This window comes from Virgibacillus sp. Bac332, from assembly GCF_003667785.1.
Classification (GTDB): domain Bacteria; phylum Bacillota; class Bacilli; order Bacillales; family Amphibacillaceae; genus Virgibacillus; species Virgibacillus salarius.
Genome location: NZ_CP033046.1, coordinates 2927377 through 2953881 on the forward strand (window position 1 = coordinate 2927377; position 26505 = coordinate 2953881).

Genomic DNA, 26505 nt, shown 5'->3' on the forward strand with positions numbered 1-26505 from the left:
TAGCAGATTGCTGCAATGAGCGAAGCAGACACAGAGAAGAATATCTTCCAGATAGTTATAGAAAGAGACTTATCAAAACGTAAAAGCTTGATGCTGAAAGGGGTCGTGGCATGAGTTATCATTATCCTATTGATGAAACCTGGACGAAGGAGGAAGTAATACAGGTGGTTCAATTCTTTTCACTGGTCGAACAAGCATATGAAAAAAACGTTGACCGTACTGTATTATTGACTGTATATAATGATTTTAAGAAGGTCGTTCCCTCGAAGAGTGAAGAGAAGAAACTATTTCGAGAATTTGAACAGGGATCTGGATATGCATGCTTTCCGGTTATAAGACACGCAAGGGATTCAGATCAACATAAAATATCTATGAAATAAAACTGGCGAAGCGTATTTTAACGTACTTCCGAAAGAAGTCTCCATCTTCAAGCGTGTGAAGGGCGGAGCCCAACGGTAAGGGAGTGGAGATGAATTTCGGTTGGGCGACAGCCCAAAGGCTTTTTTCCTTTTTTGTTCAAAGCACAACCCAACAGTGAATGATCGAAATTCATCAATGCCTATAAAAGTGCCAGTTCAAGACTTAGCAAGAGGGATTTTCCTCCTGTTCGTAAAAAGTTATGGAAAGAAATGTTTTGGTCAAGAAGTTTTGGTTTGTTGACAACTGGCGGTTCGCCTATTGAAGTAGTAAAAAAATAGATTGAAAATCAAAGGATATTGATAAATGGTTCCCATCTACCAAAACTTGTTCGAGTTGCGGAAATACCCAACCAATGCCTATAGAAATTAGAACTTACGCTTGTTCGTGTGGGCTAAATCTCGATAGAGATTATAATTCAGCGCTTCATATCAAAAAAGAAGGCATTCGCTTATTAGCAAGTGCCTAATGAAAATATAAACTCTTGGAACAAGAGGGTTAGCTTGGTCCATTTCGTCAGCTACCAAAAGTGGCGATTACCCAAGAAGCCCCCATTTCAAGCAACCCGTAAGGGCGGTAAGTGGGGGGAGTAGTTCACTATACTATTTACTATTTACTGCTTTTTTATAGAAAGGTAGTAGAGAATCAATGGTACTTGTTGCTTGATGTAAGAATGCGTCTCCATCATACACACGGTCATCATTTCTATCTAAATGTAGACCAACTAGAAATTCAGCCTTCTTTACGTCGCGGAATCGTTTAACATCTTTTAGCTCTAAGTCTTCTATACTTTTTGCATCTTTTTTCATATGATCTAGTGATACGACAAAGTTTTTAGGAAGTTGTTTTAATTCATCAAAACTATTTATGAATGTCTGGGCAATGGCTGATTTATGATCTAGTTCATAAATCAGTGCTAACCAAATGAATACATGATCATCAAACAAACCTACCTGAAAGTGTGGGTGTTTTTTGTATCCCCGTTTATTCGCAGCAATAGCTAGCCATGTATCTTTTGGCGGATTTACTGTTCTACGCGCATGCTTGGCAATATGTACGAATACTTCATTCCCTACTTGCGTAGCTAAATAATCTGCCAAAAAGCTACCGATTTCTTGAAATTTTGGCTGTATCCGTGTTTGAATTGCCTCCATTCTTGATTCAAGTCCATCAATGAAAAATGTATCAAAATCTTTTTTTTCAAAACCATTAAAAGCCATTTTAATCTCCCTTTCTTCTGTCTAGTTATCAAGGTGTATTTCTGCAGATTCTAATTATAATAATTATTATTAAGTATTTATTAAAGCAAGTCAAGTTTTATAAATATAATGTTTAAACAAGTCGTTTTAAGGGGAAATTATAACAATAAGTCGCGGAATTATAAGATTTATTGAACCAAATGGTGATGATATTCATAAATATATTAAAAGCGATCGAAAGGTTGTGTACAAATTGAAGTACGTTATGGAGGCTTTACGTCGTAAAGAAGCCCAAGAAAAATTGCCTGTGATCCGCATGGAAATTGATTATGAACTTGTAACACTTTATGATGCGATGAAGAGTGAAGATACTGTAGGAATTATAAAAAGTAAAGAGCGATTAAAGCAGCTGAGGAGACAGCTAATGGAGATTGATAATGAATAGAGTGCTTTGACCTTCAATAACGGTATTTCATCCGTATTGAGGGTTTTTTCATAGTCTAGATAATGAAATTATTAAATTTGCTCATGTGGATAAATATGGAAATATTGAGCCGCGTCCAGCTCTAGCACCCAGAAACGAGGCGACTTCACGAATCGCCCTAATCTAAGTCATCATCGGCTCGCAAGCTCACCGTGATTCCTTTATGTCTGTTGACTCGCTCCAGTCACTACATTTCTAATTTGGCGCTTGCGCTTTTTTCTTACTAACTAGAAATGATTATAGCTAAGGTAGTGAAACCGATGACTCGCATCAAGAGTTCTGATACTATAGTATTATATAGAAAACATTGGAGGAATACATATGGATGAAGTGTATCGTGAAGAAGTATACCATCAAGCGGTAGAATGGGTACTTGAAGCTGGAAGGACAATTAGAAATCATATGAACGATCCATTAACTATTGATACAAAATCCAATGCAAATGATTTAGTCACGACGATGGACAAAGATACAGAAGCTTTCTTTGCTTCCCGGATAAAGAAAAAATATCCAGAACATTTTATATTAAGTGAAGAGGGTTTTGGTGATGAGATAAGAACAATGGATGGAACGGTTTGGATCATCGATCCAATTGATGGAACAATGAATTTTGTTCATCAAAAGAGAAATTTTGCTATATCAATTGGAATTTATCATGACAACATCGGTGAGATTGGGCTTATTTACAATGTGATGGATGATATATTGTATAGTGCACAACGAGGAAAAGGGGCTTATAAAGGCGAGACGAGACTTCCTTTATTAAATCAAGACGTCCGTTTTAATGAGGCGATCATCGGATTAAACCATTTTTGGTTGTGTAAGAATCGTCTAGTCGATGAAACTATCATGCAACAGCTCGTTCGGGATATAAGAGGCACGAGAACTTATGGTTCCGCAGCGTTGGAATTTGCATACGTAGCTGAAGGCATTTTAGATGGCTACTTAACGCTTAGTCTTTCACCGTGGGATATTGCGGCAGGAATGGTTATTGTTAATGAAGTAGGTGGAGTAACTTCAACGATTGATGGGGATAAAATAAATATGTTAGATAAGAACTCTGTCTTCACCTGTAACCCACAAATACAACAGAACATTCTTGAAGATTACGTACGTAAAGCGAGGAAGTGACTTTTTAAAGTCACTTCCTTTTTTTCTTTAAGCTTATACCAAATCCCATAAAAGCAAATCCCAATAATATAAACAAAATCACTAACCATATATTACGGTAGGCTATCGATATGCTGACGCCAACAAACATTAAAATAACGAGTAATGCTAATAAGAGCATTGGAAAATTTATATTTTTCATGTCCACACCTCTTTTATCTCAAAATCTAGTATATCGGAAATCGATTATTTGATCAAAGGGTTTTATATAAGTATGTAACCATATATTAGGCTGGCGAACATGCTAAATATTTAGTATGATAATAAAAGGATTTTAAATTGCTATACATAAGTAGTGGGGGATACATATGAACTCGAATTTCAGTCTAGTATTTGATTTTGTTCTCGAGCAAGTTGGAACGGAATATTTGTTTGAAGGATTATATATTTTAAATCTTATCTTTAGTATTATTGCATTTAAGCTGGGGTTTGCTAGAAAGCTTCCGATGATTAAAACGATTGTGGTATATATCATGTTGGCAATTGGTGTATTTGTACTTACGATTTTCAGTAGTGTTATGCAAATGCCAATTACAGAGAGTTTAGTTGTTATTTCACTCGTGTTAGGTATTTATCGATTACGACTACATAAGGAAAGAACCAGAAAACGCAACGAATAAAGAGAATGAGACAACAGAATTAAGAAACAATAAAAAACGAAAGGTAAATTAATTACCTTTCGTTTTTTTGATAGTCTAGGAATTATAAAATGTGCCCATGTGGGTGGATAAATATTGGCGTGTTGAGTCGCGTAAAGTGCAAGCACCGAGAAACGAGGCGATTTCACAAATCGCCTTAATCTAATTCATTCATCGGCTCGAAAGGCTCACCGTGATTTCTTTATCTCCGTTGACTTGCTCCAGTCGCTACGTTTCTAATCGGACACTTGCGCTCTAAAATATACGAGACTCCTGCGGGGTAACATGATTATTGTATTTTGCGTAAAAAGCTGTTTTTTTATCCCCGCTCTTTATGACTTAAATAAAATCGTCAGATGCTTTTTTTTCTGTATATAAACGAAATTTTCCGGTAGCATGACGTTGTTTCGTTTTGTGCTCAATTCGTTCATAACATAATTGGCAAAGGTACATATGGATTCGCCTGTTTCTTAATCGTTTCGCTTCAAAGGAATGATCATCAATACTTTCTATATTGTCGCAAATTGTACATTTAACTTGCATAATTTCACCTCAACGTAAAAAAATAGGCTTAAGATTATTGTCGACAATATCATCATTATTTGTCATCATAATCTAATCTTAGTGTAACACAATGTGGACCTGAAAAAGAAGTATGTCATGTTTGATGATTGGTGGAATAGGGTAAATACCTCATAAATAAGTAAAAGAAAGGGCGATTTGATGAAGAAAGGATATTTGTATTCTGCTGGTGCAGCTGGTGTGATTGGTGCAACAATGGCAGGATATTTTTTAAAGAATAAAGATAATCGGCAAAAAGTAAAAGACAAAATAACAAATTATCAAAATGGAATACGTACTACTTTTGAAGATGCTGGTGTACCGGATCAATCAGAAAACCAGGATCTAGCACAATTAGAAAACGCTAAAATGGTTTCAGAAGGCTCTCAATTTGGAGTTCAATACTATACAGAGCATAAAGATAATAATGCCATTGAGCATCAACAATAAGGATAAAGAGTTTCCGTAATAGTCGGAAACTCTTTTATTATTCATTATTATGATGATTAGATTGTTCTTCTTCTGTATCTTCTAGCTTTTGTTTTTCGTCCTCGGGTATTACTTCTTTATTTTGATCCGGTTCCTGAGGTCTGTCATCGCTGATTGGAAAATCTGGCATATACCTTCCTACAATTGCAGCAAGTTCATCTACAACGCCATGGACTGGGTGTCCTTGTCTAATTTTATTTGCCATTCCTCTAATTCTTTCTGTCATATCTGCATCCGCTACAACAACCGCTGTTTTTCCATAAGGATCATGATAAAGAGCTTCTAACACACTATATTTTATCGTGCCTACTCTCGATCGATCGAGGTCTTTATCTACATCAATCCCTACAACTGCATAGGGGCCAGCTACAACAGATGTCGCGTCTTCAACGTTAGGAACGTCACTTGCAATATTTGCAAGGTGATCTGCGATTTCTGTATTTGTAAGGTTTTTTTGTTCGTGAGGGTCCGAATTCTTTACCTGAATCATTTGATTGTCTTTCTCTTCATTCGATAATGGCTCTTCTTGACTTTGCTGCTGACATGCTGCCAATATAAATATATTAGCAAGTAATATTAAACCTATTCGCCATCTCATTAGAAATTCCTCCATCCATAATAAAAACGATTACTGTTATTTTGGATGAAATAATATAAATTATACAAAACGGTAAGATATTGAGGGTTATTTACGAAAACTATGATAAAGATAGTATTAGAAAAAATTACTTCGGCAAAGAACAAAAGCGCAAACGCCCGAATAGAAACGTAGTAACTGGAGCGAGTCAACGAAGATAAAGGATTACGGTGTGCTTGTGAGCCGATGATGACTTAGATTAGGGCGATTCATGAAGTCGCCTCGTTTCTGAAGGCTGGTGCTGGACGCGGCTCAACACGCCAAGATTTATTCACATGGGAAAATTTATAATTTCCCTGCTTATAAAAAAAGGTTGTCGCAACAATGTGCACAACCTTCAAAATCATTCGGTAACTTTTTAATAAAGTTTTTCATCACTGCTTTCCCATTATTTCTTTCCGTTGTTCTATGGTCAAATAGAAAGAAGAAGATGTCTAAGTTAGTGTTACTTTATTTTTATAGCAGTAATATGTTTAATAGGATTATCCTTGTTGGAACCGTCTTGATAATATAAATGAACCGGTCCGTCTTCTTTAAGAGGTTTTCCATCCCGAGCGAATAGAAAATAACTATGGTATAAATCATCAATGGAAATAGGGATTTCTTTACTATCAGTAACTAAAATTGCACCCGATGCATCCTTGCTAATTTCTGCATTATCAAGAAAATGACCTATTGGCATCACGTAAGAGCTTTCCAAGATTTTTTCGCGCTCGTATTTTTTAATACTTCTATTTACGGGTGGTTTTATATTTTGTTGATAGACCTCTTGGCTCCATCTTTGAGAAGCACGTTCTAATTCGTCTTGATCATTGGTATCAACTGGTTTTTCTGTAAAAGCTTTCTCTAGTTCTATTTTTCTGTCATCGAATATCCACACTGTTGGATCTAATGTAATGGGATACGCTACTTTCCCGTTTATTGGTACGATCATATTTATCACCTCTTAAAAGTTGTCCTTCTTAAGGATAGCAGACCTATACTAATTTTTCACTTCTAAGATTATGATTTTCTTTAATTTTATTTGCATTTTATTGATGCTAACGATAATATAATATAGAGAAGGAAGCTTATTTTTGGAGGGGATAGATTTGATTCATGAGGTGACAGTAAATCATCGCGAAAAAGCCCATGCCCTTCTTAAGGCTGATGCTGACAAAATTTTGCGACTAATAGAAGTTCAAATAGATAACCTAACAATGCCACAATGTCCTTTATACGAAGAAGTTCTCGATACACAAATGTTTGGGCTTTCCAGGGAAATTGATTTTGCTGTTCGTTTGAACTTAATCAGCGAAGATGAAGGTAAAGCACTCCTTGAAAATTTGGAGAGGCAGTTAAATATTCTGCATGAAGCAGCGCAGAAATCCGTGTGATAGTAACGTCACGAGATTAGTTGCGGGTTGAACGAAGATGCAAAAACTTTGCCTACAAACTAAAACGGCAAGGTTTTTTTGTTTAAACACAATGTAAATAGGTAAGTGAGTAGCTTCATACCCTGCGATAAGACATAATAAATATAGAATTTATAGAAAACAATACCGCTTGTAATATATAAAAGTAGGGAGAAGGAAAATGGTACAGAAATTAAAAAATTATGATTTTACTTTAATGATTACCCCAATCCTCTTAGCTGCATTTGGATTAGTAATGATTTATAGTGCGAGTATGGTATTCGCAGTAGTAAATGAGTATAAACCTACGCATTATTTGGGCTTACAATCTGTTAGATTTGCAATGGGATTAGGAGCATTTATAGTTTGCTGTATTTTCCCTTATAAGTATTACCAAAAATTAATAAAACCAATCATATTAGGTATCATTTTATTATTAATAGCTGTGTTATTGTTTGGTTCAAATGTAAACAATGCTCAGTCATGGATATTTGGAATACAGCCTGCTGAGTTTGCTAAACTTGCACTAATTATGTACCTAGCTTCTGTTTATTCGAAAAAACAAGAATATATTGATCAGTTTAGTAAAGGAGTACTTCCACCGCTTATACTAACAGGCATAATTTTAGGCTTAGTCGTCCTTCAGCCTGATATTGGAACAGCATCAATTATCTTTTTGATTGCATGTTCCGTAATTTTTAGTTCAGGAATTCGGTTAAAACACTTGCTGATATTAATAGGTATTGGTGTTGCATTATTATTATTTGCAATACCATATATGATAACAGACGAAAGGCTTTCCCGTTTTACAGGAGCATATCAGCCCTTTCAAACACCCGATTCTCATGGCTATCAATTAATTCAGTCCTATCTGGCGATAGGTAATGGTGGTATTTTGGGAGAAGGGCTCGGGCAAAGTGTTCAAAAGCTCGGCTATTTAACCGAGGCTCATACTGATTTTATTATGGCAATTGTTGCTGAAGAGCTTGGTTTTTTAGGGGTGGTTATCGTTATAGGAATGTTAGCCATTATTGTTTTACGCGGAATTTTTATCTCGCGAAAAACAAAAGACAGCTTTGGAGCATTATTAGCTATAGGTATATCGTCAATGGTAGGTTTGCAGGCTATTATTAATTTAGGAGCAATTAGTGGTTTACTTCCTATCACAGGAGTTCCACTTCCGTTTGTAAGCTATGGTGGTTCGTCTCTATTGGTATTAATGATATCGATGGGGGTTTTAAATAATATAGCAATGCAAGTAAAGAAGAGAGAACAAGAACCAGCAACCGAACAACAGAATAATGATAGTAAAGTACTTTATACTAATCGAGGAGGAAAAACATGGAAGAACAACTTAAGCAGATAAACAAAATATTAGTTGCAAACCGAGGAGAGATAGCAATACGTGTTTTTCGGGCTTGTACTGAATTAAACATCCGGACAGTTGCTATTTATTCTAAGGAGGATTCTAGCTCTTACCATCGGTATAAAGCGGATGAAGCGTATCTTATCGGTGAAGGAAAGAAGCCAATTGAGGCTTACCTTGATATTGAAGGCATTATTAAGCTCGCAAAAAAAGTTGGTGTGGATGCGATTCACCCTGGGTATGGTTTTCTTTCGGAGAATATTTTATTTGCGAAACGTTGTGAAGAAGAAGGAATCATTTTTATTGGTCCCACAAGTAAGCATCTCGATATGTTTGGGGATAAGGTAAAAGCACGAACACAAGCGATTAATGCAGGAATTCCTATTATACCAGGAAGCGATGGGCCAGTTACTTCTTTAGAAGAAGTAGAAGAATTCACTACGCAGCATGGCTTTCCAATTATAATAAAGGCATCACTTGGTGGTGGCGGTCGAGGTATGCGCATCGTACGCAGTGAACAAGGACTTGCAGAAGCGTATGACCGTGCGAAATCTGAAGCAAGGGCTGCTTTCGGAAATGATGAGATCTATGTTGAAAAATTAATTGAGAATCCAAAGCATATTGAGGTGCAAATAATTGGTGACCATGCTGGTAATACAATTCACCTGTTTGAAAGAGATTGCTCTGTCCAGCGAAGACACCAAAAGGTAGTAGAAGTAGCACCTAGTACATCATTGCCTGACAAATTACGGATGGAAATATGTAATGCAGCAGTACACCTAATGGACAATGTTCAATATGTTAATGCTGGAACAGTAGAATTTCTTGTAACAGAAAATGAATTTTACTTTATAGAAGTAAATCCACGTGTTCAAGTAGAGCATACGATAACTGAAATGATTACGGGTGTGGATATTGTTCAGACACAAATTAAGGTAGCTGAAGGAAGAAACTTACATGATACTTCTATTGGCATACCGGAACAAGATAAATTGGTTACAAATGGTTTTGCTATTCAATCTCGGGTAACTACAGAAGATCCCTTAAATAATTTTATGCCTGACACAGGAAGAATCATGGCATATCGAACTGGTGGGGGATTTGGAGTTCGATTAGATGCAGGTAATGGGTTTCAAGGAGCAGTCATCTCACCTCATTACGACTCACTCTTAGTAAAGGTATCTACTTGGGCACTAACATTTGAGCAAGCTGTACAAAAAATGGTCAGAAACTTAAAAGAATTCCGGATACGTGGAATTAAAACAAATATTCCTTTTTTAGAAAATGTCATCTTACATGAGAATTTTCTTTCAGGTGTTTATAATACGACCTTTATCGACCAAACACCGGAGCTATTCGTTTTTCCGAAACGAAAGGACCGAGGTACAAAGATGTTAACCTATATTGGTCATACGACTATTAATGGGTTAGATGCATCAGGGAAGAAGGCAAAACCATCTTTTTCAAAATTACAAATTCCTAAATTTGACTCAGCAGAGAAAATCCCTGATGGCACAAAACAAATTCTTGATCAGCAAGGACCTGAAGGACTTGCAAATTGGTTGAAAGAGCAAAAGGAAGTCTTATTAACTGATACGACATTCCGTGATGCCCATCAATCTTTATTAGCAACGAGGGTTAGAACAAAGGATTTGTATCAAATTGCTGAGCCGACAGCACGATTATTACCAAATTTATTCTCCGTAGAAATGTGGGGTGGAGCGACCTTTGATGTTGCTTATCGTTTCCTAAAAGAAGATCCATGGGAACGTCTGTTAAAGCTTCGAGAAAAAATGCCAAACGTACTTTTTCAAATGTTGCTACGTGCAAGTAACGCGGTAGGGTATAAAAATTATCCAGATAATTTAATTAAAGAATTTGTTGAAAAAAGTGCTACTGCAGGAATAGATGTTTTCCGAATTTTTGATAGCTTGAATTGGGTTGAAGGAATGCAATTAGCAATCGAGTCCGTTCGCGAAAATAACAAAATTGCTGAAGCCACAATGTGTTACACTGGAGATATATTAGATATTGGCCGTTCTAAATATGACATAGAATATTATAAAAAACTTGCTAAATCATTAGAGGATTCTGGTGCCCACATACTAGGTATTAAAGATATGGCTGGATTATTAAAACCGGAAGCGGCATATCAATTGATTTCAACCTTAAAAGAGACTGTTGATTTACCAATTCATTTGCACACGCATGATACAAGTGGAAATGGAATTTATTTATACGCTCGAGCAATAGATGCAGGTGTTGATGTTGTAGACGTTGCTGCTGGGCCAATGGCTGGGTTAACATCACAGCCAAGCGCACAAACACTATATCATGCGTTAGAATCCCATTCGAGACAGCCAAAGGTAAATGTTTCTGCTTATGAAAAACTTTCGCATTATTGGGAAGGGATTCGAGACTATTATCGTGACTTTGAAAGTGGTATGAAATCACCGCATACAGAAATATATATGCATGAAATGCCTGGTGGACAATATAGTAATCTAAAACAGCAAGCCAAGGCAGTCGGTTTAGAAGACAGATGGAATGAAGTAAAAGCAATGTTTAGGCAAGTAAATGATATGTTTGGCGATATTATTAAGGTAACTCCTTCCTCAAAAGTTATTGGTGACATGACATTATTCATGGTACAAAATAATTTAACAGAAGATGATATTTATGAACGAGGGGAATCTATCGACTTCCCTGATTCGGTAATAGAATTTGCTCAAGGCTATATTGGACAACCATATCAAGGGTTTCCTCAAGAATTGCAACGCATTATTCTAAAGGGTAAGGAACCAATTAAGGTACGTCCAGGCGAACTACTAGATCCGATCGATTTTACCCAATTAAAAGAAACGTTATTTAAGACACTAGATCGTCAGGTTACTAGTTTTGATTTGATATCACATGCATTATATCCAAAGGTATTTATGGATTACAATAAATTCTACGATACATATGGAGATATGTCGGTTTTAGATACACCAACTTTCTTCTATGGTATGAATCTAGGTGAAGAGATAGAAGTAGAAATCGAACAAGGAAAGACGCTAATTGTAAAGCTTGTATCGATATCTGAAGCAAGGGCAGATGGTACTAGGGTTATCTATTTTGAGTTAAATGGACAAACACGTGAAATTGTCGTTAAGGATGAAAATATCCAGTCAGAATTAGAAATAAAGCCAAAGGCGGATAAAGGAAATGATAAGCATATCGGAGCAACAATGCCTGGTACGGTTATTAAGGTTTTAAGAAATGTTGGTGAAAAAGTAGATAAAGGTGATCATATTTTAATAACCGAATCTATGAAAATGGAAACAACTGTTCAAGCACCTTTTACAGGTACAATTAAGAATATATACGTTAGTGACGCCGATACGATCGAAGTAGGAGATTTGCTCATCGAATTTGATTAAATGGGATACCACTTGATTAATAGGGTGTTGGTCAGCGCTACTTGACGTAGCTTGTTACTATGTGAATAGCTGTGCCAAAAGTGTACCTGAAATAAAAAATCTCAAGGAAAAAAATTTCCTTGAGATTTTTTTATGCAAATAATTGACATAAACAGTTTCCATATTAAGTTGATGAAATATTGGGCTTATCTTGCGTTTGCTTTTCATACTTGCCACTTCTTGTTGCTAGCAAAACAAAATAGCTCAGCATGCCAAAATAAAGAGAAATTACGAGTGCATGTAAAAGTGCCGTACCTAGATGGAGTCGAGTAAAGATTATCATTGCTCCAAAGAATACTTGTAAGAAGATAAATGATAATGTTATGATCCAACCCCAATACATAATATGGTTGGAACGATAATTTTTAATCATTTGTATAAAAGCTATTACTGTCCATATAAATAATATTGCCGCAGCTAATCGATGTCCCATTTGAATCCATTGAGGTATAGTATATTCTGAGAAAGCAAATGGAGCATTATTATTACAGAATGGCCATCCACCACACACCAGATTAGATTCAGTATGGCGCACAAGGGCGCCAGTATAAACAACCAACATAGTGTATATCGTTAATGCATATATTTCGATACGATGAAACCTCTTAATAAATAGAGATTTAGCATCGAATTTTTTGTCAACCTCAAAAACGAGAAGCATAAGCAAAAAGACGGAAGCAAAGGAAATTAGCGAAATGCCAAAGTGTGCAGCTAATACAAAGTCAGATTGCCCCCATTTCACTGCTGCAGCCCCAATAAGTGCTTGAAGAATTAAAAAAAATAATGAAAGAAATGACAAGAACTTCACTTCACGAATATGGCCAATATGTCTCCAAGCTAATACTGCCAAGCCCAATACTGCAAAACCAACAATACCTGTGACCATACGGTGACTTAATTCAATTATTAACTCTGGTGTAATCGTAGTTGGTATTATTTCTCCTTCACATAATGGCCAACTATCTCCACATCCGTCAGCTGATCCTGTTTTCGTTACAAGTGCACCACCTAATAAAACGAACATCATACCAATGGTTGCCACGACAGATAACCACTTTAAGATTTTGATCATTAGTAAATCCTCACTTTATGTAATTTAAAAAATAGTATGTTTACAAATCCGATAGATTTATCATAATATTAATACTTGAGAAAAAGCAATGGTTTGCCTCAAAAATGGATTGTGTTGACACACAATTGTAATAGTATCATGTTTTGTTTTTCTTTTCACTATAGAAAATATAAAAAACGCTTGCATTGTTGTCTGTTGTTTGCTAGAAATAGTGTAGGGGAGTTTGATATACTTACCATCATTACGCGAAAATAACTACCATCCTACATAGCCAATTCTTTATTGTTTTAAAATGATTCACAAAATCGTCACAAAAACATGAGTGAATTACAGTAAAATAATTACTAGGTAGTTATTAGATTGTAAAACAATTCCATGATACAATTAATTTTTGGGGATACTTTGTTTTTATTGGATTTTCCACTAAAGTATACCTTGTCTCATTATGCCTTTTGGTAGGCGCTTGAAGGGGGGATATGAATGGATAAAGCAGAGACACCTACATCAACGGTTGTAAGCAATGCTGGTGTTTCCGACGATAAACGTTCCAACACGTTACTTGCAGATATTAAGTCATTGATCAAAGTTGGAATCATTAATTCCAATTTAATCACTGTATTTGCAGGTTTCTGGTTAGCGCTATATTTTACCGGATCTTCTTTTACAGATTATATTGGAACATTTATATTAACAATGGTAGGAAGTGCACTAGTGATTGCCGGAGGGTGTATGTTAAATAATTGGTACGATGCTGATATTGATCCAATTATGACAAGAACGAAATTACGCCCAACCGTAACCGGAACCATTTCACTTCAAGCTGTTCTTACACTTGGTATCGTTACCACATTAATAGGATTTGGACTACTCCTGTTTACAACTATTGAAGCGGTATTATTTGCGTTTATTGGTTGGTTTGTATACGTTGTTCTCTATACGATGTGGTCTAAAAGAAAGTATACGCTGAATACAGCAATTGGTAGTTTTTCTGGGGCAGCACCACCTTTAATTGGCTGGGCGGCAGTAGAACCGAATTTTCATATTGTTCCATTTATTCTGTTTTTAATTATGTTTATTTGGCAGACTCCACATTTTCTTGCATTAGCAATGAGAAAAAGTAAAGAATATAAAGCAGCAGGTATACCAATGCTACCAGTAGTACATGGTTTTGAATTCACGAAACGTCAAATTGTAATTTACATTGCATGTTTATTACCATTACCGTTTTACCTAGCTTCGTTGGGAACAACGTTCATGGTTATTGCTACTTTACTTAATGTTGGATGGCTAGCAATTGGTATCAGTGGATTCTTTATGAAAAATGATCTGAAATGGGCAAACATCATTTTTATTTATTCATTGAATTATTTAACTATCTTATTTTTAATGATGGTTCTAGTAACATGGAACTCTCCATTTAGTTAATTCGTCCTTAATTTAATTTATATATAAGGAGCATCAAGAAAAGAAAGAGAGGTATGGATACATGAAAGGTTGGATGGGAAAATTCAAATCTGTATTCCTTTTAAGTTTACTTGCACTTGTCCTTGCTGGGTGTGGGAAAGAAAACTTAACTGCCCTTGTACCAAAAGGGTATGGAGCAGAGTCTTCCATGAATTTAATTATTCTATCATCAATTATTATGTTATTTGTGTTTGTTATCGTATTTTTGGTTTATGTAATTACACTTGTCCGTTTTCGCAAAAAGAAGGGACAGGAAAATTTCATACCAAAGCAAGTAGAGGGCAACAAAACCTTGGAAACAGTATGGACAGTTATTCCAATTATTTTAGTGCTTGTGCTTGCAGTACCAACCGTTGCTGCTACATTTGATTTGGCAGATACATCCAAATCAAAAGATGGTATCAACATTGATGTTACTGGTAATCAATACTGGTGGCACTTTAGTTATGCTGGTGAAGAAATTCAAACAAGTCAGGATTTATACATTCCAACAGGAGAAAAAGTATATCTAAATATGCAATCATCAGATGTAATCCATTCATTATGGGTACCAAGTATCTCTGGTAAGATGGATGTTAACCCTGAAAATGTCAACACCATGTATATTGAAGCAAAAGAAGAAGGGGTTTACTGGGGCAAATGTGCAGAGCTATGCGGACCTTCACATTCCTTGATGGATTTTAAAGTTATTGCTGTTAGTCCAGAAGAATATGATCAATGGGTTGAAGACATGCAAGGTGTTGATCCAGAAGCGCAGCCTCAAGATGCAGTGGCTCAAGATGGTAAGGCAGCATTTGAGGAAAATAACTGTATGAGCTGTCACGCTATTGGTTCTTCGCCAAATGCGGTAGGTCCAAACTTAACCAACTTTGGTGATCGCTCTAGAATAGCTGGTATTTTGGAACCAACAAAAGAGAAGTTAGTTAATTGGATTATGGATCCTGAATCCATAAAACCAGGGAACAAAATGACGAATAATTACCCTGAACTATCTAAAGAAGAAGCAAGTAATATCGCAGAGTATTTGCTGCAATTGCAGCCATCTGAGATAACTCCAGAGAGTGCAGGAAACTAATTAAACTAAAGGGTGGAAGAAGTAAAAGGGAGGTTTAAAATTTGAGTATTGCAGCTGCTCAAAAGAAAGGCTTCGGTGCTGTTATTTGGGATTATTTAACCACAGTCGATCATAAGAAAATTGCGCATTTGTATTTATTCGGCGGTGGCTTCTTTTTCCTACTTGGCGGACTTGAAGCATTGTTTATTCGTATACAACTGATTAAACCTGAGAATGATTTTTTAAGTGCAGGTTTATATAATGAAATGATAACGATGCATGGTACGACTATGATATTCCTTGCAGCTATGCCATTATTGCTAGGAATAATGAACGCTATTATGCCCTTACAGATTGGGGCACGAGATGTAGCATTTCCATTTTTAAATTCACTTGGGTTTTGGCTATTTATGTTTGGTGGGGTTCTTTTAAACTGTAGCTGGTTCCTCGGAGGCGCTCCTGATGCAGGTTGGACTGCCTACACACCATTATCAACCACGTCTCCTGGTCATGGAGTGGACTTTTATATCCTAGGTCTCCAGATTTCGGGTGCAGGGACATTAATGGGTGGTATTAACTTTTTAGTAACAATAGTTACAATGCGTGCACCAGGCATGACATATATGCGTATGCCGCTCTTCACTTGGACGACATTTGTAACAAGCGTGCTAATTTTATTTGCCTTTCCAGCTTTAACAGTTGGACTGTTTTTATTAATGTTTGACCGTATGTTCGGATCTGCGTTCTTTGAAGTTTCGCTTGGAGGAAATGCAGTTATCTGGCAGCATCTATTTTGGATATTTGGTCATCCAGAGGTTTACATTTTAATACTTCCAGCATTTGGTGTGTTTAGTGATATATTCGCAACCTTCTCTAAGAAGCGATTATTCGGTTATACTGCCATGGTATTTGCTACAATACTGATCGCATTCTTAGGTTTTATGGTTTGGGCACACCATATGTTTACCGTGGGTCTTGGACCTGTTGCTAATGCTATTTTTGCGATTGCTACGATGGCGATCGCCGTACCTACTGGTATTAAGATCTTTAACTGGTTGGCAACAATGTGGGGCGGTAGCATTACGATTAATTCCGCAATGCTTTGGTCATTAGCATTTATTCCATCATTTACAATCGGTGGAATGACAGGGGTAATGCTTGCCTCAGCTGTTGCAGACTATCAATATCACGATTCTTATTTTGTTGTAGCTCACTTCCACTATGTTATTGTAGGTGGAGTAGTATTTGGTATTTTGGCAGCCTTACATTATTGGTGGCCGAAGATGTTTGGAAAAATTCTAAATGAAGCCTTAGGTAAATTATCGTTCTGGTTATTCTTTATCGGCTTCCATTTAACTTTCTTTATTCAACACTTTTTAGGTCTAATGGGTATGCCTCGACGCTATTGGGTATTCTTAGAGGATCAAGGCTTGGATACAGGTAACCTAGTTAGTACTATAGGAGCACTGTTAATGGGTGTTGGAGGTCTTTTATTTGTTATTAACATCATCTATACATCTGTTAAAGGAGAAAAAGCTCCAGCGGATCCTTGGGACGGTCGTACGTTAGAATGGGCTATTCCTTCTCCACCACCGTTCTATAACTTTAAGCAAACACCACTTGTACGTGGGCTTGATCCACTATGGATTGAGAAAACGGAAGGTAAGGGTGAAATGACTGCCGCCGAGCCACTTGGGGACATTCATATGCCTGATGGATCTATTTTACCTTTCATCATGTCATTAGGTTTCTTTATTGCAGGGTTTGGATTTATTTATCAGGTGGATCAAAAAGCATGGTTAGTAGCTGTGTTTGCCGGTATGGGTATTGCGCTAGCTTGTATGCTTATTCGCTCTTTGAAAGATTACCATGGCTTTCATATTACCAAAGAAGAACTTGAAAGGGAGGCTGACTAATATGAGTCACGATCATTCCTTAAATCCAGAAACGATGCCTCAGGAACCAGAAAAGGCTACCCTTGAAGGTAAAAATAAATTCCTTGGGCTATGGTTCTTCTTAGGCGGTGAGACAGTTTTATTCGCCAGTTTGTTTGGGACTTTCTTAGCATTGAGAAATTCAACTGCAGACGGTCCTGCTGGTGAAGAAATTTTTGGCTTAGAGCTTGTTTTTCTAATGACAATGCTTTTATTAACTAGTTCACTTACTAGTGTGTATGCGATGTATCATATGAAGAACAATGACTTTAAGAAAATGCAATTATGGTTAGGGATCACTGCATTTCTTGGTATTGGATTCCTAGCTTGTGAAATATATGAGTTTTATCATTATATTCACGAGTATCATTTTACGTTTAGATCGTCTGCTTTTGGTTCAGCGTTCTATACGTTAGTAGGTTTCCATGGAGGGCACGTAGCGTTTGGGCTTAGTTGGTTAATTGCCATTATGGTTCGAAATGCGAAGCGTGGTTTAAACCTATATAATGCACCAAAATATTACACATTCAGCTTGTATTGGCACTTTATTGATGTCGTATGGGTATTTATCTTTACGGTTGTATACCTAATGGGAAAGGTGGGTTAATTCATGACGGATAACACCAATATCAATTCGTTCCAAAAGCAAAAGAATAAAGAAGAAATGAAGAAGCAACTTATTACTTTTGCTCTTATGATTGGATTTACCATTATAGCTTTTGCTATTGTTGCAACTGAAGCAATGGATAAAATGTTCGCTATTCCTCTACTGCTAATTTTAGCAGTAGTTCAAGTAGCATTTCAGTTCTATTATTTTATGCATATGAAGGATAAGGGACATGAGTTTCCATCCATGATGATTTATGGTGGTATATGGGCTGCTATATTAACGGTAGCAGCATTAGTAGCCATTGTTTGGTGGTAGGATAAAAGAGGCTGAGACAATAGATTGAAGAAACAATAAAAAAACGAACGATGATTAGTTGAAAATAATTATCGTTCGTTTTTTGATCAAAATAATTCATTTAGCACCTGAAATAAGCGAGATTCCGGCGGGAACAGCACGAGTCCGAAGGTCCACTTGGTAACGTGTTTTTCTTTACCAAGTTAGCTGAGGCTGTGTCCGTGGAAAGCGAGTATGTTTTTGCGGTGCGGCGATGATACTCCTATTGATAACATGATTATTCGTATGTTGAGTAAAGAAGTTGTGTTTTGTCTCAGCCTCTTTTTCTTAGTCTAGGAAATTATAAAATTAGCCCATGTGGATAAATAGGCGCGTGTTAAGTCACGTCCAGTTCCAGCTCCCAGAAACGAGGCTACTTCATGAATCGTCCTAATCTAAGCCATCATCGGCTCGCGAGCTCACCGTGATTCTTTTATCGCGGTTGACTTGCTTCAGTCGCTACGTTTCTATTCGGCGCTACGCTTTTGTTCTTGCTTTATGCTAGTGTTTTCTAAAAGTCGTCACATTATAAGTGTGTGTTAATATTCATATTCAGTTATAATAGTGAGGACAATCCTTTTATAGAGGTGAATAATAATGTGGCTAGAATTACAGATCTTCGGATTTCGTGCCTTATGGAGTCCGTATTTTCTATTATTTGTAATCGGATTGGGTGTCGCTTACTTTTTAGTTACAGGTCCATATCGTCATAAATTTGGTGGAACTGATAAACCGACGGGTAAACAGCAAGTTATGTTCTATATCGCAATCTTTTTACTTTACGTAGTTAAGGGAGCACCGATAGATTTGCTTTCACATATTATGCTAACTGCTCACATGGTACAGATGGCAATTTACTACTTAGTATTTCCTATACTCGTAATAAAGGGAATTCCAACTTGGATTTGGAAAAAAGTAATTGGAGCACCAATTATTAAACCGCTTTTTAACTTATTAACTAAACCGTTAATTTCACTGCTCCTGTTTAATGCACTATTTTCCATCTATCACATTCCTGTAATCTTTGACTTTGCTAAATCCAATCCGATTGCACATACAACTATTTCGCTTGTAATACTTGCAGCAGCTTTCATTGTTTGGTGGCCAATCTTATCACCAATTAAAGAAATGGATACAATGCGACCACTAGTGAAAATAGGGTATATTTTTGCTAATGGTGTGTTAATCACTCCAGCATGTGTGTTGATCATATTTGCAGACCATCCTTTATTTGCTGCATATAGTCAAGATGGAGCCTGGTTACAGGCGCTTGCTTTATGCGTTCCGGGAGAGGTACTAGAGGGAATATCTTTTTCCATTTCTGGACCTGAAATGTTCTCCCCAATGAGTACCGTTGAGGATCAGCAATTAGGTGGGATTATTATGAAAATCATGCAGGAAATCACCTATGGTATTCTGTTAGGTAGAATTTTCTTTAAGTGGTTTAATCAAGAGAGCTTGAGAGTCGATCCAATACCAGCAGATATAAGAAATTAACAAAGATTTATTCCTATAGAAAGATTACTAATATTGTTTTCAGCACTTTACTTGATTGCAATTTTAGTCCTAAGCCTCACCTCTTTTATCTAGTTACTTGGTAATTAGGTGGGGGCTTTGTTGTGTTTAGGAATTTTTTTATACTGGTGTAAAATTGAAATACTAATAATATGACATTATGTTGTAAAAATAGTATCAGTAAGTCTATTTTAAATGGAAACCGTATTTTTAAGCATAAGCTAAAACTGATTCGTCCATAATGACTTTATCAGGACGTCGTGATTTTAGCCTTTAACAAAATATGATAAAATATAAAAGCATAATCTTGAGGTTTGCTGAGTTACTTATGCATTTTTAGAAGGGAGCACATATTTTCTATGCCTTTATTGCCCACTATTAGTACGTTTTTTATTGTTCTTAGTGCAGTATTAGTCGCTTTTGGCTGGCGATTTATTGTTAAAGGAGAGGCGAAAAGCCACAAGAAAACGATGATTGCCGCTGCAATTAGTGCATTGCTGTTTTTTATTATTTATATATCAAGAACTATTTTTATTGGTAATACGAGCTTTGGAGGACCAGAGGATCTTGAAATATATTATACGATTTTCTTGATTTTTCACATTACCTTAGCTACAACGGGGGCTGTTTTTGGTATTACAACGTTGGTATTGGCATTTAAGCGTAAGATCAGCGTACATAGAAAAATAGGTCCGATTACGAGTATAATTTGGTTTTTAAGCGCGTCTACCGGAGTAATTGTTTATCTTTTACTATATATACTCTATGAGGGTGGAGAAACAACTAGTTTAATAAAAGCAATTTTAGGAACATAGAAAAGAGTTAGAGGCTTAAGCCTCTAACTCTTTTTATATTTTTATATTCCAGTTAATAATACCTGCCTCTTTTGCTGAATTAAACGCGATTACTAGTAGTGGACCGAGTATAAATCCGAATAGACCTAGGAGTTTTAGTCCAATGAACATGGATATTAAGGTGGCTAATGGTGACAATCCTATATGCTGTCCCATCACTTTTGGCTCAACTGTTCGACGGATAGCAAGTAGGATAACAGCAAGCACGGCGAGTTGAATCCCCATCCCCGTATCGCCAGCTAGGAACATAAATATCGACCAAGGTCCAAGGATGGCAATTGAACCAATGATTGGAATTAAGTCAATCACCCAAATGATTAATGACATAATAATCGCTACTTCAGGTGCTATGAAAAATAATCCAATCAATGTTACAGCTAGAATAATAAGGCTCACAAGAAACTGAGCTTTGAAGAAACCCAAAAATACACTCGTCAGCCTTGCGTTCATAAACGATACTTTTTCTGCTGTTTCTTTCGTCATTACGTGATACATTTTGGCCTTTAGCAATGGTAGTTCAACCATAAATAAAAATAAAGCAATTAAATAGACAATGAAACTAATTAAGTATTGAGGAACCGTTGCAAATACTTGTGCAATTCGATCAAGCGTGAATTTCTCTTTAGCAGTTTCACTTAGTGCATTCAAATTGGCTTCGATGCTAGATGATACCTGATTAACAAATTCAGATGGTAAATCATCTGTATATTGCTGAACTTCTGTTTCCCATTCCCTATAGATTCGGTTCAATTCATTGAAATGAGAAGGCACATCTTCAACAAAATTAACTACTTGTGTGACAGCCCTTGTAACAGTAAAGGTCCCTGCTACTCCAAGTACGATTAAAAACAGTAAGAAAACGATAGTCACTGAGATTTTTCTGTTGACTTTTAATCTTCTTTGAATTAGTCGAATTACTGGATTTAGGAAAAGGGCAGAAACAAATGCTACAATCAAAGGTATTGATATGGGCAAAATAAAAATCGCAACTAAAATGATGAATATACCTAAAAAAATGAGTGTCCAATGGCGTTTTGTTATATTTCGAAACAACTTATTACGATGGCTCCTTTCCTAGAAAAAACAGTTACAAATATGAGTTAATTTCATAATATAGAGCCCTTGGGGCTCAAGACTTTAAAGACATAAAAATTAGAGCACCTCCCCAAATCCTGTATAATGTTAGTTACCACACAAACATAAACAGAGAGGTGAGATGCCCCTATGTCTATTATACGACAACAAAGCTTGTTTGACATACACGAATTATATGAGATGGAACCTACCCATCATTTTGAAGCTGTTTTTTCAACAATCAATTTGGATCCCATCTTGAATTTATTTGATAAACCTAATAAAGTTGGTGCCCCAAGAGAACTGAATTACGGTGCCATGATCTACTCATTAATCGCTCGTGTGGTGGAGCGAATTGTAACAATCAAAGACCTGATTAGGCGTTTAAAACGTGATCCTATTTTTCGATATGACTGTGGATTTCTTCACTCTGACCAAATTCCTTCTGAAGCTTCTTATTCAAGAATGGTTACTATCATCAGTGAATCAGATGAGATGGAACATATCCATGATGAGCTGATTTTTCTTGCCATCGATGAAGGGCATATCGGCGAAGAAAACATCGCTATTGACGCTACTCATTTCGAGGCAAGAGATCGCGCTCATACATCCGATAAGAAAGAAAGGACAACACCGAAAAAGCGCGGACGCAAACCAAAAGCTGAGCGTGAACAATGGCTCAAAGAAAAACAGGCCGAGGAAGAAGCGCGTCCGATTTATGAAAAAGAAATTGTTCATCAGCTTTCTGAATCAGTGGAAGTGTTGTTGAATGAAGCCCCCATCGAACCAAAATGGGGAGTCAAGAAAAACAGTGATGGAAAAAACATCTTCTGGTTTGGCTACAAAGGTCACTTAGCCGTTAGCACAAAAAGCCAGTACATTCTTGCGGGGATGATGACGTCCGGTAGCCTCAATGATGGAAAGGCAGCCATCCCTTTATTAAAGAAAATTAATCGCGATCTTCCGTCTTTATTTACTGCTGGCCTTTTCGATGCCGGTTACGATTATGAACCAATCTATCAACAATTAATCGATCAGGATCTACAAGCTGTCATTCCATATAACCGACGTAACGAAGGAGAGACGGTTGGTTATGACGAGTACTTCGCACCGACTTGTGTCCTAGAGCATTCCTATCGCTACGACAGCTTCGATCCAAAATACAAGACATTGAAATATACACGTCCGAAGGAATGTGCAACGTGCCCATTACAACACGACTCACTTTGTCAAAAGACTTTTAAAATCAGACAATCTACAGATATCCGAAAGTACACCAATCCCGCAAGGGGATCGAAAAAATGGGATGAACTGTACAAAGAACGTACCGCTGTCGAACGTGTTAATGCCTATTTGAAAGAATTCTTTGGACTGAATAATGTCCGTCACCGAACCGGGAAAAAATCAAGGCTTCACTTCCATTTAGTGACGCTTGTTTATAATGCCTCGAGATTAGCCGCGGATCGGATTAGACTAGAAATGAAACATAAGACGCTAAAAGCTGCATAAATAAAATTGATCTTTATTAAAAAAACTTAAAAATCATCAAGGAACAACTCTATGCATTTTTAAAAACAGCAATTATGAAATTGATTCATATATAAAAAATATAGCATTTATTTTTGAATTTGAACAGAATAATATTTCTAAAAACTTCCATGCACAACGGCTTATATACTTTTTATATCTAAATGTTATGTTACATATATACATGGAATGTGTAAAAAAACCGGCTACTCTCATACTTAGGAGTAGTCGGCTGCTAGTTATTTATTGGTTGAATTGTTCAATTTCAGATTTCACTTTACTAACTAAGTTATTTGCACGTTCAACTAAATTTTCTGGAAAGCCTTCTTCCTCTCCATATTCAACCCCATGCGGGTAATAGTGCTTTCCTAATAAAGGTGTCATTAGTTTGATGACGGCGTTTCCACGATCGACATCACCTTCAACAGCATAGCCTTGAATTCGAATGTAGTATGTAATATTCTTTTCTTTGGAATCCATTCGGTAATCATAAGTGACACGTTCATAATCCCATTGACCTGCACGAATAAAAGCATGTTTAGCAGTTAAATGATCCAGTGGCTTTAAATCAATAACCAAGTCTTCCAGTCCTGTATTTTCTAATCTCATTTTATCCACCTCACCTAATAGTCCTCACTATACTATATTAGTATGAATTGCAAGAACTTGCAATTGAAAAGACATATTGAAAAATAGGATAAATTCCTACAGGATGACTGCTAATATAACTATTGGATATTCGCAGGACTGAAATTGTTGTAATGGGTTCTATTTGCGTATTTTGAAAGTGAAATTATTTGCCGAACTTGGCATTTTTTTATATGATTACCATTAAAATAATAGAGAAGATAGCATGATTTATATATTAGAATCATATATATACCATAAAACGTAAAAGGAGACTATATAATGCGATTTATTAAAAGCATCATACTTTTATCTCTATTAGCGGTAGTAGGATTCTATTTCTTGGAGCAAAATGATATGTCTCCGGAAGCAACAATAGAATCAATTAGTGATTCGGTAAAAGAAAAGCAACAATTACTTAAAACAAAAGTTGTACCTGAGAAAAAGGAAGAAATTCCATTAGCAGGTGAACTTTTTCAATGGTTTGGTAAATCAACCGATGCATTAATTCAAAGCATGGGAAAACCTACTAGAAAAGATCCAAGTGCTTACGGATACACTTGGTGGGTTTATACGGATCAAAAAGAAACCTATGTGCAATTTGGGGTGGCAGATGATAAAATTCAAACAATCTATGCAACTGGAAATAATATTAACATAAAGCCTGTTACACTGGGCGAGTCTTATGAAAACATAAGCAAACAGTTTAATTTTTCAGATGAAGTAACTTATCGAAATGGATTAACTTCATATACGTTTATGCTTAAAGATGAAGATAAAAAAATGCGGCCACTCGTAAAATTATCCGATTCTGTCTTTATGCAACTCTATTTCGATACATTTACGAATACATTATCCTCTGTACGAGTGTTAGAAGCGGAAACGTTATTAAAGCATCAGCCTTATGAGCTTCAGTACCGAGGGAATTTGCCTGAGCAGCCCGATTTAACAAACGAACAATGGGCAAAGGTAGAGGAAGGTATGGAACAACAGATTTTTGATATAACAAATGTGATGCGACATAAGCAAGGGAAAACAACGTTAAAATGGGAAAAATCTGTAGGTGAAGTAGCATTTCTGCATAGTAAAGATATGTCAGATAATAATTATTTTTCCCATTCTAGTTTAGATGGAAGAGGTTTAAAAGATCGGTTAGATGAAGGGAAGGTTTCATTCGTATCAGCAGGTGAGAACATTGCCGCGCAATATCCAGATGCTGCAGCTGCTATGGAAGGATGGTTGAATAGTGAAGGGCATCGAAAGGCATTGCTGAGTGATGATTATACCCACCTAGGGGTAGGCGTTTACCGCTTATATTATACACAAAATTTCTTAGCAAAAGCGTTCTAATTGTAAGCAAGCGAAGATTTATAATGCTTCGCTTGCTGATTTTGAATCACATCTATCATGCCTATGCATAGAATAAATAGTGCATATGACTATGTATTAAAAGAGGTGATGAGGATGAGTGACCAGAAACTACACCCTTCAGTCCTTGAATTTAAGCAATTTATCAACGAACATCCCAAGCTGATTGAGCATATAAGAAAAAGTGGTAGACCATGGCAGGAAACATATGAAAAATGGGTATTACTAGGTGAAGATGACCCTTTTTGGGAAAAATATAAGGGTGATAAATCGCAAACAAAAACCCAAAAAGAAAAAGCAAAAAAGGAAAAAAATTCAGAGCTATTCAGTCAGTTAATGAAAATGACAGAATCAATGGATCTAGAAAAAATTCAAAAGCAAATTGAACAGTTTAGTGACTCCATTACGACGATACAAGAACTTATTGGACAATTTCAACAAAATAAAAGCACTTCTTCACAACAACCAAATGAAAGAATGGGATGGTTTCGCGACTAAGGAGTGAAAATATGGATCCGAATTCCTATAACTACTTACGACAAAATCCTGAATTATTACGATTTGTTAGACTTAATCCTATCTGGTATCGATATTTATCACGAGATCCTAATCTTATCGAAGACATGAGAAAGGAGTCCAAACGCTTCTATGGAAAAACATTTCCTCAGCAGGTAGAGAAAGTAAATAATCACATTCAAATGGTGGGAATGTTAATGCAGTTTGCTGGAGCGATGAAGGATTAATTATTTTCAGAAAGCAGGAAAAGTGATAAGATAAGGATGGAGGTGGATAGGATGATTGCGACAATGGAATATGTAGATATTCTAGATCGGTCTGAGCAGCTTGGTAGAATGATTTTAGACTCAGACGTTATGGAAGCCTATAATCGATCTCAGCAGGAACTTGATGAGGACCAACATGCACAACGGCTTATACAAGCATTTATAGATATAAAAAGTCATTATGAAGATGTTCAACGTTTCGGTAGATATCATCCAGATTATAATGCGATTATGAAAGAAGTTCGAAGAGTAAAAAGGGAGATGGACATGAATGATAAAGTTGCTTCCTTTAAGATAGCTGAACGTAATCTACAAAAATTGCTGGATGAAATTAGTAATTATGTTGCTCATAGTGTAAGTGAGCAAGTCAAAGCCCCACAAGATGGTGCTGCATTATCCGATAGTGGATGTGGTTGTGGTAGCGGTGGCGGATGTGGATGTGCATCTTAAATGATGGAAAAAGTATATTATTTTT

Annotated in this window: 28 protein-coding genes and 2 pseudogenes; 22 read left to right on the forward strand and 8 right to left on the reverse strand. The window is 36.4% G+C overall.

Translation table 11 applies throughout. From position 1 onward, the window contains the following. The first annotated feature begins 110 nt into the window (after positions 1–110). From D9782_RS13895 to D9782_RS13905, 3 genes and pseudogenes are all read left to right on the forward strand, one after another. Positions 111–380: a UPF0223 family protein gene (locus D9782_RS13895; RefSeq protein ID WP_026680760.1), complete on the forward strand. Its 270-nt coding sequence runs from the start codon at positions 111–113 to the stop codon at positions 378–380. Between the two features lie 132 nt (positions 381–512). Beyond that, a pseudogene (locus D9782_RS13900) lies at positions 513–698 on the forward strand (transposase); the annotation flags it as partial. Positions 699–715: 17 nt separating this feature from the next. Next, positions 716–886: pseudogene (locus D9782_RS13905) on the forward strand (zinc ribbon domain-containing protein); the annotation flags it as partial. Positions 887–1019: 133 nt separating this feature from the next. Here D9782_RS13905 and D9782_RS13910 read toward each other — a convergent pair. After that, on the reverse strand, positions 1020–1637 hold the full coding sequence (locus D9782_RS13910; protein WP_026680761.1) for a YktB family protein: 618 nt from the start codon (positions 1635–1637) through the stop codon (positions 1020–1022). 232 nt (positions 1638–1869) lie between these two features. Between D9782_RS13910 and D9782_RS13915 the strand changes: the two genes are divergently transcribed. Continuing rightward, positions 1870–2061 (forward strand): hypothetical protein, encoded by a 192-nt coding sequence (locus tag D9782_RS13915; protein WP_026680762.1) that lies wholly within the window; start codon positions 1870–1872, stop codon positions 2059–2061. Between the two features lie 360 nt (positions 2062–2421). Continuing rightward, positions 2422–3231: an inositol monophosphatase family protein gene (locus D9782_RS13920; RefSeq protein ID WP_026680763.1), complete on the forward strand. Its 810-nt coding sequence runs from the start codon at positions 2422–2424 to the stop codon at positions 3229–3231. Positions 3232–3241: 10 nt separating this feature from the next. On the opposite strand, the gene D9782_RS22975 is transcribed toward D9782_RS13920, so the two are convergent. After that, positions 3242–3412: a DUF5325 family protein gene (locus tag D9782_RS22975; RefSeq protein ID WP_161629269.1), complete on the reverse strand. Its 171-nt coding sequence runs from the start codon at positions 3410–3412 to the stop codon at positions 3242–3244. Between the two features lie 166 nt (positions 3413–3578). Between D9782_RS22975 and D9782_RS13925 the strand changes: the two genes are divergently transcribed. Continuing rightward, positions 3579–3890, forward strand: a complete 312-nt coding sequence (locus tag D9782_RS13925; RefSeq protein ID WP_026680764.1) for a YlaH-like family protein — start codon at positions 3579–3581, stop codon at positions 3888–3890. Positions 3891–4247: 357 nt separating this feature from the next. On the opposite strand, the gene D9782_RS13930 is transcribed toward D9782_RS13925, so the two are convergent. Continuing rightward, entirely contained in the window at positions 4248–4451 is a 204-nt protein-coding gene (locus D9782_RS13930) for a YlaI family protein (protein WP_026680765.1), read from the reverse strand. Between the two features lie 180 nt (positions 4452–4631). Here D9782_RS13930 and D9782_RS13935 point away from each other — a divergent pair, with 180 nt between their 5' ends. Beyond that, a complete protein-coding gene (locus D9782_RS13935; protein ID WP_026680766.1) occupies positions 4632–4919 on the forward strand; it encodes a hypothetical protein in 288 nt (95 codons plus the stop codon). Between the two features lie 37 nt (positions 4920–4956). Here D9782_RS13935 and D9782_RS13940 read toward each other — a convergent pair whose 3' ends face one another. Beyond that, positions 4957–5556 (reverse strand): YhcN/YlaJ family sporulation lipoprotein, encoded by a 600-nt coding sequence (locus tag D9782_RS13940; RefSeq protein WP_026680767.1) that lies wholly within the window; start codon positions 5554–5556, stop codon positions 4957–4959. 484 nt (positions 5557–6040) lie between these two features. Beyond that, positions 6041–6529 carry a hypothetical protein gene (locus D9782_RS13945; RefSeq protein ID WP_026680768.1) on the reverse strand — a complete coding sequence of 163 codons (489 nt, stop codon included), beginning with the start codon at positions 6527–6529 and terminating at the stop codon, positions 6041–6043. A 160-nt stretch (positions 6530–6689) separates the two neighbouring features. On the opposite strand from D9782_RS13945, the gene D9782_RS13950 reads away from it, so the two are divergent. From D9782_RS13950 to pyc, 3 genes are all read left to right on the forward strand, one after another. Continuing rightward, complete coding sequence (locus D9782_RS13950; protein ID WP_026680769.1) at positions 6690–6971, forward strand: Fpa/YlaN family protein; 282 nt, start codon at positions 6690–6692, stop codon at positions 6969–6971. 199 nt (positions 6972–7170) lie between these two features. Next, positions 7171–8355 carry a putative lipid II flippase FtsW gene (ftsW, locus tag D9782_RS13955; RefSeq protein ID WP_026680770.1) on the forward strand — a complete coding sequence of 395 codons (1185 nt, stop codon included), beginning with the start codon at positions 7171–7173 and terminating at the stop codon, positions 8353–8355. Continuing rightward, the gene (pyc, locus tag D9782_RS13960; RefSeq protein WP_121605037.1) at positions 8331–11777 is read left to right on the forward strand and encodes a pyruvate carboxylase; all 3447 of its coding nucleotides are present in this window, start codon (positions 8331–8333) and stop codon (positions 11775–11777) included. Before ftsW ends, pyc begins: the two co-directional genes overlap by 25 nt. Before the next feature lie 163 nt (positions 11778–11940). Here pyc and D9782_RS13965 read toward each other — a convergent pair whose 3' ends face one another. Next, positions 11941–12888 carry a COX15/CtaA family protein gene (locus D9782_RS13965; protein ID WP_121605038.1) on the reverse strand — a complete coding sequence of 316 codons (948 nt, stop codon included), beginning with the start codon at positions 12886–12888 and terminating at the stop codon, positions 11941–11943. A gap of 480 nt (positions 12889–13368) precedes the next feature. Here D9782_RS13965 and cyoE point away from each other — a divergent pair, with 480 nt between their 5' ends. The 7 genes from cyoE (at position 13369) to D9782_RS14000 (ending at position 20613) form a co-directional block, all read left to right on the forward strand. Next, a complete protein-coding gene (cyoE, locus tag D9782_RS13970; RefSeq protein WP_026680773.1) occupies positions 13369–14313 on the forward strand; it encodes a heme o synthase in 945 nt (314 codons plus the stop codon). Positions 14314–14374: 61 nt separating this feature from the next. After that, positions 14375–15427 (forward strand): cytochrome c oxidase subunit II, encoded by a 1053-nt coding sequence (gene coxB / locus D9782_RS13975; RefSeq protein ID WP_121605039.1) that lies wholly within the window; start codon positions 14375–14377, stop codon positions 15425–15427. A 41-nt stretch (positions 15428–15468) separates the two neighbouring features. Next, positions 15469–17322: a cytochrome c oxidase subunit I gene (gene ctaD / locus D9782_RS13980; protein ID WP_121605040.1), complete on the forward strand. Its 1854-nt coding sequence runs from the start codon at positions 15469–15471 to the stop codon at positions 17320–17322. A gap of 1 nt (position 17323) precedes the next feature. After that, the gene (locus tag D9782_RS13985) at positions 17324–17947 is read left to right on the forward strand and encodes a cytochrome (ubi)quinol oxidase subunit III (RefSeq protein ID WP_026680775.1); all 624 of its coding nucleotides are present in this window, start codon (positions 17324–17326) and stop codon (positions 17945–17947) included. A gap of 3 nt (positions 17948–17950) precedes the next feature. Beyond that, a complete protein-coding gene (gene ctaF / locus D9782_RS13990) occupies positions 17951–18265 on the forward strand; it encodes a cytochrome c oxidase subunit IVB (RefSeq protein ID WP_121605041.1) in 315 nt (104 codons plus the stop codon). Positions 18266–18880: 615 nt separating this feature from the next. Next, a complete protein-coding gene (gene ctaG, locus D9782_RS13995; protein ID WP_121605042.1) occupies positions 18881–19780 on the forward strand; it encodes a cytochrome c oxidase assembly factor CtaG in 900 nt (299 codons plus the stop codon). Between the two features lie 377 nt (positions 19781–20157). Continuing rightward, a complete protein-coding gene (locus D9782_RS14000) occupies positions 20158–20613 on the forward strand; it encodes a DUF420 domain-containing protein (RefSeq protein ID WP_026680778.1) in 456 nt (151 codons plus the stop codon). 33 nt (positions 20614–20646) lie between these two features. Here the strand turns inward: D9782_RS14000 and ytvI are convergent, their stop codons facing one another. Beyond that, a complete protein-coding gene (gene ytvI, locus D9782_RS14005; protein WP_026680779.1) occupies positions 20647–21705 on the reverse strand; it encodes a sporulation integral membrane protein YtvI in 1059 nt (352 codons plus the stop codon). A gap of 171 nt (positions 21706–21876) precedes the next feature. On the opposite strand from ytvI, the gene D9782_RS14010 reads away from it, so the two are divergent. Next, positions 21877–23235, forward strand: coding sequence for a transposase (locus D9782_RS14010; RefSeq protein WP_121604346.1), 1359 nt, complete (start codon positions 21877–21879; stop codon positions 23233–23235). Between the two features lie 261 nt (positions 23236–23496). On the opposite strand, the gene D9782_RS14015 is transcribed toward D9782_RS14010, so the two are convergent. Next, positions 23497–23862 carry a YugN family protein gene (locus D9782_RS14015; RefSeq protein ID WP_026680780.1) on the reverse strand — a complete coding sequence of 122 codons (366 nt, stop codon included), beginning with the start codon at positions 23860–23862 and terminating at the stop codon, positions 23497–23499. A gap of 300 nt (positions 23863–24162) precedes the next feature. Here D9782_RS14015 and D9782_RS14020 point away from each other — a divergent pair, with 300 nt between their 5' ends. From D9782_RS14020 to D9782_RS14035, 4 genes are all read left to right on the forward strand, one after another. Further along, entirely contained in the window at positions 24163–25230 is a 1068-nt protein-coding gene (locus D9782_RS14020) for a CAP domain-containing protein (protein ID WP_121605043.1), read from the forward strand. Between the two features lie 114 nt (positions 25231–25344). Continuing rightward, positions 25345–25746 carry a YlbD family protein gene (locus D9782_RS14025; RefSeq protein WP_026680782.1) on the forward strand — a complete coding sequence of 134 codons (402 nt, stop codon included), beginning with the start codon at positions 25345–25347 and terminating at the stop codon, positions 25744–25746. Positions 25747–25757: 11 nt separating this feature from the next. Then, positions 25758–25991, forward strand: a complete 234-nt coding sequence (locus D9782_RS14030; RefSeq protein ID WP_026680783.1) for a YlbE-like family protein — start codon at positions 25758–25760, stop codon at positions 25989–25991. A 51-nt stretch (positions 25992–26042) separates the two neighbouring features. Further along, positions 26043–26480: a YlbF/YmcA family competence regulator gene (locus D9782_RS14035; protein ID WP_026680784.1), complete on the forward strand. Its 438-nt coding sequence runs from the start codon at positions 26043–26045 to the stop codon at positions 26478–26480. Positions 26481–26505: the final 25 nt, after the last annotated feature.

Excerpts from the sequence above, each read along its gene's own strand:
- D9782_RS13945 (WP_026680768.1), bottom strand. The coding sequence starts at position 6,529 with ATGATCGTACCAATAAACGGGAAAGTAGCGTATCCCATTACATTAGAT.
- D9782_RS13930 (WP_026680765.1), bottom strand. The coding sequence starts at position 4,451 with ATGCAAGTTAAATGTACAATTTGCGACAATATAGAAAGTATTGATGAT.
- D9782_RS13965 (WP_121605038.1), bottom strand. The coding sequence starts at position 12,888 with ATGATCAAAATCTTAAAGTGGTTATCTGTCGTGGCAACCATTGGTATG.
- D9782_RS14030 (WP_026680783.1), top strand. The coding sequence starts at position 25,758 with ATGGATCCGAATTCCTATAACTACTTACGACAAAATCCTGAATTATTA.
- ctaF (WP_121605041.1), top strand. The coding sequence starts at position 17,951 with ATGACGGATAACACCAATATCAATTCGTTCCAAAAGCAAAAGAATAAA.
- ctaG (WP_121605042.1), top strand. The coding sequence starts at position 18,881 with ATGTGGCTAGAATTACAGATCTTCGGATTTCGTGCCTTATGGAGTCCG.
- D9782_RS14015 (WP_026680780.1), bottom strand. The coding sequence starts at position 23,862 with ATGAGATTAGAAAATACAGGACTGGAAGACTTGGTTATTGATTTAAAG.
- cyoE (WP_026680773.1), top strand. The coding sequence starts at position 13,369 with ATGGATAAAGCAGAGACACCTACATCAACGGTTGTAAGCAATGCTGGT.
- D9782_RS13925 (WP_026680764.1), top strand. The coding sequence starts at position 3,579 with ATGAACTCGAATTTCAGTCTAGTATTTGATTTTGTTCTCGAGCAAGTT.
- D9782_RS14020 (WP_121605043.1), top strand. The coding sequence starts at position 24,163 with ATGCGATTTATTAAAAGCATCATACTTTTATCTCTATTAGCGGTAGTA.
- D9782_RS13940 (WP_026680767.1), bottom strand. The coding sequence starts at position 5,556 with ATGAGATGGCGAATAGGTTTAATATTACTTGCTAATATATTTATATTG.
- D9782_RS13985 (WP_026680775.1), top strand. The coding sequence starts at position 17,324 with ATGAGTCACGATCATTCCTTAAATCCAGAAACGATGCCTCAGGAACCA.
- D9782_RS14025 (WP_026680782.1), top strand. The coding sequence starts at position 25,345 with ATGAGTGACCAGAAACTACACCCTTCAGTCCTTGAATTTAAGCAATTT.
- D9782_RS13895 (WP_026680760.1), top strand. The coding sequence starts at position 111 with ATGAGTTATCATTATCCTATTGATGAAACCTGGACGAAGGAGGAAGTA.
- D9782_RS22975 (WP_161629269.1), bottom strand. The coding sequence starts at position 3,412 with ATGAAAAATATAAATTTTCCAATGCTCTTATTAGCATTACTCGTTATT.
- coxB (WP_121605039.1), top strand. The coding sequence starts at position 14,375 with ATGAAAGGTTGGATGGGAAAATTCAAATCTGTATTCCTTTTAAGTTTA.
- D9782_RS14035 (WP_026680784.1), top strand. The coding sequence starts at position 26,043 with ATGATTGCGACAATGGAATATGTAGATATTCTAGATCGGTCTGAGCAG.
- D9782_RS14010 (WP_121604346.1), top strand. The coding sequence starts at position 21,877 with ATGTCTATTATACGACAACAAAGCTTGTTTGACATACACGAATTATAT.
- D9782_RS13910 (WP_026680761.1), bottom strand. The coding sequence starts at position 1,637 with ATGGCTTTTAATGGTTTTGAAAAAAAAGATTTTGATACATTTTTCATT.
- pyc (WP_121605037.1), top strand. The coding sequence starts at position 8,331 with ATGGAAGAACAACTTAAGCAGATAAACAAAATATTAGTTGCAAACCGA.
- ftsW (WP_026680770.1), top strand. The coding sequence starts at position 7,171 with ATGGTACAGAAATTAAAAAATTATGATTTTACTTTAATGATTACCCCA.
- D9782_RS13920 (WP_026680763.1), top strand. The coding sequence starts at position 2,422 with ATGGATGAAGTGTATCGTGAAGAAGTATACCATCAAGCGGTAGAATGG.
- D9782_RS14000 (WP_026680778.1), top strand. The coding sequence starts at position 20,158 with ATGCCTTTATTGCCCACTATTAGTACGTTTTTTATTGTTCTTAGTGCA.
- D9782_RS13935 (WP_026680766.1), top strand. The coding sequence starts at position 4,632 with ATGAAGAAAGGATATTTGTATTCTGCTGGTGCAGCTGGTGTGATTGGT.